The organism is Methylobacterium sp. P1-11, from assembly GCF_008329595.1.
GTDB lineage: Bacteria > Pseudomonadota > Alphaproteobacteria > Rhizobiales > Beijerinckiaceae > Methylobacterium.
Window position 1 is genome coordinate 22,394 of sequence record NZ_NPKS01000051.1, and the last position, 6,158, is coordinate 28,551.

Annotated in this window: 5 protein-coding genes; 3 read left to right on the top strand and 2 right to left on the bottom strand. The window is 66.0% G+C overall.

What is annotated here, in order from left to right; genetic code table 11:
* The first annotated feature begins 62 nt into the window (after positions 1–62).
* Both CIW48_RS30695 and CIW48_RS30700 read left to right on the top strand, forming a co-directional pair.
* Complete coding sequence (locus tag CIW48_RS30695; protein WP_149314175.1) at positions 63–398, top strand: GIY-YIG nuclease family protein; 336 nt, start codon at positions 63–65, stop codon at positions 396–398.
* Positions 395–1,324, top strand: coding sequence for an alpha/beta hydrolase (locus CIW48_RS30700; protein ID WP_149314176.1), 930 nt, complete (start codon positions 395–397; stop codon positions 1,322–1,324). The genes CIW48_RS30695 and CIW48_RS30700 overlap by 4 nt, the downstream gene beginning before the upstream one ends.
* Before the next feature lie 228 nt (positions 1,325–1,552).
* Here CIW48_RS30700 and CIW48_RS30705 read toward each other — a convergent pair whose 3' ends face one another.
* Together CIW48_RS30705 and CIW48_RS30710 are read right to left on the bottom strand one after the other, a co-directional pair.
* Positions 1,553–1,969 carry an ester cyclase gene (locus tag CIW48_RS30705; RefSeq protein WP_149314177.1) on the bottom strand — a complete coding sequence of 139 codons (417 nt, stop codon included), beginning with the start codon at positions 1,967–1,969 and terminating at the stop codon, positions 1,553–1,555.
* 158 nt (positions 1,970–2,127) lie between these two features.
* On the bottom strand, positions 2,128–4,290 hold the full coding sequence (locus tag CIW48_RS30710) for a molybdopterin oxidoreductase family protein (RefSeq protein ID WP_149314178.1): 2,163 nt from the start codon (positions 4,288–4,290) through the stop codon (positions 2,128–2,130).
* 229 nt (positions 4,291–4,519) lie between these two features.
* On the opposite strand from CIW48_RS30710, the gene CIW48_RS30715 reads away from it, so the two are divergent.
* Positions 4,520–5,992, top strand: coding sequence for a PLP-dependent aminotransferase family protein (locus CIW48_RS30715; protein WP_149314179.1), 1,473 nt, complete (start codon positions 4,520–4,522; stop codon positions 5,990–5,992).
* The last annotated feature ends 166 nt before the right edge of the window (positions 5,993–6,158 follow it).

Genomic DNA, 6,158 nt, shown 5'->3' on the forward strand with positions numbered 1-6,158 from the left:
GGGTCATATTGCGTCAACGGGGTGCCTCCGATAGCGTCGCCGCCAATCCGCGAGGGCACGTGATGAGAACCGAAGACCGAAAGGCGGCCGTGAGCGCCTACAAGGAGCGGGAGGTCGAGAGCGGCATCTACGCCGTGCGCTGCAAGGCGTCCGGTGAGGTTTGGGTCGGCAGCGCGTCCGACCTTTCCAAGATCCAGAACCGCCTCTGGTTCACCCTCCGGCAGGGCACGAACACGCACCGTTCGCTCCAGAGCACGTGGAATGCGCATGGGGCGGAGGCGTTCAGCTTCGAAATCGTCGAGCGGCTGGAGGCTGAAGAGATTGGGTACGTCCGCGATCGGATGATGAAGGAGCGCCTCATCCACTGGGCGGAGCAGCTCCGGGCCGTCCGGATATGAGCCCGGAACCCAAGTCTGCCCGTTTGGCTGCCAACGGCATCACCCTGGCGTACGACAGCTTCGGCGACGGGGCGGCTGAGACGATCCTTCTGATCGCTGGGCTCGGTACGCAGATGATCCGCTGGACCACGCCCTTCTGCCGCGAGCTGGTGACGCGCGGCTATCGTGTCGTGCGGTTCGATAACCGGGACACAGGACGCTCGACACACTTCACTGACCACGGCGCGATGGACTTTGCGGCCTTGGCCTCGGCGCTTGCCGAAGGTCGGCGGCCGGAACTCGCCTACACGCTCGACGACATGGCCTCGGACGCGATCGGCCTGCTCAATGCCCTGTCCATCCGCCGAGCCCACTTCGTCGGCCGCTCGATGGGAGGCATGATTGCCCAGATCCTGGCGAGCGAGCACCCGTCTCGTGTTCTCTCGCTCACCTCGATCATGTCGGCCACGGGAAATCCGGACCTGCCGTCGGCCGAACCCGACGCTATGACAATGATGATGCGCCCGGCCCCCGATCCCGTCCTGAACGAGGCGAGTTTCCTCGATCACGGCGTCGCCTTCGCCCGGCGCATCGCGGGCACTGCTCATCCATTCGACGAAGAGGCCTGCCGTGCTCTCCTCCGGGAGGAAGTTCGGCGAGGCCGTGCGCCGGGTGGGTTCGGACGTCAGCTCGCAGCGGTTGGGGTGGCTGGCGACCGCCGGTCGCGGCTCGCCGCAATCACGGCACCGACCCTCGTTGTTCACGGGACGGACGATCCTCTGTTTCCGCCTGCCTGCGGCGAGGACACCGCTTCCTCAATCCGGGATGCGGAGATGATGTTGATCCCCGGGATGGGGCATGATCTGCCGCCATCCTTATACCGGGCCATTGCCGATGCGATCGAGCGAACCGCTCGCCGTTCAAGCATCTCGGCATCAGAAGGGTAGAAGGGCCAGATCCCAACGGTTCGAGCGACCGCTTTCGAGAAGGCAGTTGTGCCGCTCCTATGGCGTTAGTGGGTCGACAGCGGAATGGCTGCTCCGGGTGGATTCGGCTGTTCCGCTTACGGAACCCAGCACCAAGGAAAGCAGTCGCTCGCTGACGCCGCTTGAGCGTTGTAAGCCGACGGTCTCATCAAGCTGCTCGGTCGAAAACGAGCTGCACCGCTGCAAATGCTAAGCCCAGCCCAACGCCTTCACGGCCCTGACATCGTTCCAAATCTTCGTCACACCACCGATTTTATCGCCCTCGAACTGCATGACGTAGACATAGTCGGTCGACGTAGACTTGCCCGTAGGCGGGCAGGGGCCGCCTTCGCCGGTATGGGTCCCGTGGAAGATCCCGTAGGCCGCCACGTTCCGGCGCTCTTCGTCCGTGGCGAAGGACTTCACCTCGTATCGACCGTCGGGGATGAAGGTGAGGAGCCCCTTCATCCACTCGGTGTAGTCCCGCAACGAGGTAATGCCGGCGAGGGCATCAGCTTGAGCCGAGAAGGTCGCGTTGGCGGTGCAATAGCGCTCGCAGGCCTCCCAACCTCCGCCCGTCTCGCAAGCGTCGAAGAAAGCCTTCGCAACCGTCGTAATGTCGCTCATGCCGAGATTAATCCTTCCCATCGCTGCGCACGCCGCTCGATACGGACACCCGTCGAAGCCATCCCCATGAGCGTGTGCGTCTTGAAGGCTTCGCCGAAAATACCGATAGCGTCTGCGCGGGCACTCCTGGAAGCGCGCCCGCGAAGAAGGTCGTTCGGCTAGTTCGCCCGCGAGACCTCGACGAGGTTGTCGGAGAACGAGGGGGCGTGGCCCATGTCGGTGAAGGCCGCCGACGAGATGCTGTTGACCGTCCCCTCGTTGAGCTGGCGCCAGTAGCCAAGCGTCGCCACCACGATGCCGGCCTTCACGTCGTCGGTGATCCGCGCGACGCCCTTGAAGGCCCCGCGGTCGTTGGCGACCTTTACGCGGTCGCCGTCCTGGATGCCCCGGGTCCGGGCATCGTGCCGGCTGATCATCACGAACTGCTCGCCCTGGCCCTTCTGCTTGTCCTCCATGTTGGCGTAGCAGGAGTTCAGGAAGTAGTGGCTCTTGGGCGAGACGATGTTGAGCGGGTAGCGCTTGGCCAGCTCCGGGTCGTTCGCGTGCGATTCCCGCGCCCCGACATAGTCGGGCAGCGGGTCGAGCGCCTCGCCCGGCTGGAAGCCCTCGTACATCTGCCGGAACGGCGGCGCGACGAAGTTCGTGGCGCCCTCCACCTTCAGCATGCACTTGCCGGTCGGCGTCGGAAAGTTCCCCTCCCGGTGCGGCGCCCGGTCGTCCGGCGTGCCGACCTTAAGACGGGCGAAGCCGTGCTCGCGCATGTAGGCGAGGTCGATGCCCTCGCAGGCCGGGGCGTTCCAGTCGACGTAGTGCTCCAGGCACTCCGCGTCCGACCACTTGAAGTTCTCCTCCTCGAAGCCGAGCCGGGCGGCGAGCCTGCGGAAGATCTCGTTGTTGGGGATCGCCTCGCCGGGGGCGTCGGCGCACTTGGTGTTGTAGGTCAGGTAGAGGTGGCCCCAGGAGAGGATCATGTCCTCCATCTCGGCGCCCATCGTGGCCGGCAAGAGGATGTCGGCGTAGGAGGCCGTATCCGAGACGAAGTGCTCCGCCGAGACCATGAACAGGTCCTCGCGCATCAGCCCCTCGACGATCTTGTCGGTCTCGGGCGCCTGCGTCACGGGGTTCGAGTTCCAGCACATCATCGACATGATCGGCGGGTCGAGCTTCATCTCGCCGGTCAGCGCGCGGCCGATCTGAAGGTTCGAGACGACACGGGTGCCCTCCGGGATCAGGTCGGGCCGGCACATCACGTCGAACTTGTAGGGATGTTCCCAGACGCCGAACTGCGTGACGCCGCCGCCGACATGGCGCCACGCGCCGGTCAGCGCCGGGATGCAGGTCACCGCCCGGATGGTCTGGCCGCCGCCGTAGTGCCGCTCCAGCGCCACGCCCATGCGGATGCCGACCGGCTGCTCGGTCGCCATCTCGTAGGCGAGCTTGCGGATGTCGTCGGCGGGGATGCCGGTGATCTCCGCGGCCCATTCGGGCGTGCGGGTGCTCGCCCGCTCCTTCAGCTCCTCGAAGCCGACCGTGTGGTTGTCGACGTAGTCCTGATCGACGAGGCCCTGCGCGATGATCGAGTTGATCAGCGCCATGGCGAGCGCGCCGTCGGTGCCGGGCTTCGGGGCGATGTGCCAGTCGGCCGCCTTGGCGGTGCGGGACGCGTAGGCGTCGATGACGACGACCTTGGCGCCCTGCTTCTGGGCGTCCTTGACGATCGCCCAGTGGTGCAGGTTCGTGCTGACCGAGTTGCAGGCCCAGATCACGATGTACTTGGAGTGGATGTAGCTGTCCGGGTCGAGGCCGGCGGTCGGGCCGACCGTGAGCAGCCACGCGGTGCAGGAGCCCTCGCCGCAGAAGGTCCGCTCGGTCACGGTGGCGCCCATGCGGTTGAAGAAGGCGTCGCCGCCGTTCAGCCCGTGCACGAGGCCCTGGTTGCCGAGGTAGCTATAGGGGGCGATGGCCTGCGGCCCGTATTGGTCGATGATCGCCTTCCAGCGGGTGACGATCGTGTCGAGCGCCTCGTCCCAGGTGATCCGCTCGAACTGCTTGGAGCCCTTCGGGCCGACGCGCTTCATCGGGTAGAGGAGCCGGTCCGGGTGGTAGTGGCGCTTCTCGTAGTCCTTCAGCTTCACGCAGAGGCCGCCCCGGGTCATCGGGTGGTCCGGGTTGCCGCGCACCCCCTGGAGCTGGCCGTCCTTGACGTCGAACAGCATCGAGCAGGTGTCGGGGCAATCGTGCGGGCAGCCTCCGAAGAACGTTTCCGTCAGGCTCTCGGCCTCGGCGACGATCAGGGAGTCCGGCTTGACGATTTCGTTCATGTTTCCTCCGCGGTCGAGCGCCCGGCCTTCTTGGCGTTCCGGATGGCGTGCCCGACCCGTTCCCAGGATGCACTAAATCACAAACAATTCCAAATTTTGGTCGGGCAAAAGGGCCAAATCAGACGCGACCCATGGTACCAACCGTTTTGTCCCGCCTGACTGGACAGGTCTAACCCGGCCGGCGTCGGCACCGACCGGACGTCACCGGCGGGGCGCCGACGATGATGGGGTGACGGTGGAACTGACGCTCACGCTGGACGCGACCTCCGCCAAACCCTTGCAGGTCCAAGTGTTCGACCAGGTCCGGGAGATCATCCTGGAAGGAAAGCTGAAGGCCGGCATGGCGCTGCCGCCGAGCCGCCTGCTGGCCGAGCGCCTGGGCATCTCTCGCAACACCGTGATCACGGCCTACGAGCGGCTCGCGGCCGAGGGCTACGTCAAGGCGCGCGGCACGGCCGGCCTGTTCGTGGAGCCCATCCCGCCGGACAGCCTCCTGCTGATCCAGCGTGGCGGCCAGGCCCCGACCAATGGACCGGTCCCGGACGAGGCCGGCGAACCCCTGCTCTGCTTCGCCGGCTCGCCGGGCGGCGGCGGCGACCGACCGGAGCTCGACTTCTGGGTCGGACGTTCGGACCCCGCGGGGTTCCCGCTCCGCATCTGGCGGCGGATCGTGAACCGTCTCCTGTCGCGCGAGACCGCCTACCTGACCGACTACTGCGACCCGGCCGGTCTCCCGGAACTCCGCGCGGCCATCGCCACGCACCTGAGACGTGCCCGCGCCGTCGCGGTGACGGAGAACCAAGTCGTCGTGACCGCGGGCGGGCAGGACGCCCTCAATCTGGTGTTCAACCTGCTTAGGTCCCGCACCCGGCAGCTCTGTATCGAGAACCCCTGCTACCTCGGGGCATCCCTGATCTTCAGGAGCGCCGGCATGACCATCCATCCGGTCCTGGTGGACGGCAACGGCCTGCGGACGGACCTATTGTCGAGGGACCGGGGCAGCCTGCTGTACGTCACGCCCTCGCACCAGTTCCCTACCGGCGCGACCATGCCTCTGAGCCGGCGGCTGGAACTCCTGCGCTGGGCCGAGGAGACCGACAGCTACATCGTCGAGGACGACTACGACAGCGACTTCCGATACGACGGCCCGCCGCTGACTGCCCTGGCCGGCCTCGATGGGGGGCGCCGCGTCTTCTACGCCGGCACTTTCTCCAAGTCGGTGGGGGCGGGCCTGCGCATCGGCTACGCCACAATCCCGCGCCTGTTCTGGGACGAGGCGCGGATGCTGAAGGCCCGGATGAGCAACGGTCAAGCATGGCTTGAGCAGGCTGCGCTGGCAGCCTTCATCGACGAGGGGCACTTCGACCGGCACCTGCGCCGGCTGCGCCAACTCTACAAGTCGCGACGCGACTGCCTTGTCCGGGCGCTGCGGGAGACGTTCGACGAGCCCGTCATCCTGGGTTCGGAGAGCGGCCTGCATCTGGTCTGGCGACTACCGGAAGGCTTCCTCCCGGCCAGGACGATCCAGATCAGGGCACGCGAGCGAGGTATCGGCGTCTACGCGCTGTCCAGCGGAGCCGCTTACGACTTCGACCCTGGAGCGCGGGATGACATGCTTGTGTTCGGCTACTCGTCGCTGGCTGAGACACAGATTGAAAGCGCGGTACGCGAGCTAAAATCGATATCAGAGGATGCACGCTGAGGACAAAGCTTCGCGCAGCTTATGTCCGCTCTCGGGCGCTCGCGACAATGATTCGAGCGACCGGCATGGGTCCAGGCCGTGTCAAAACGCCGAGAATCGGCTTTGTGCTGGGGTGCCGCCCCAATTTTGCGAGAATAGGCGCTCCACCGTTTGGATCGACCCTTTG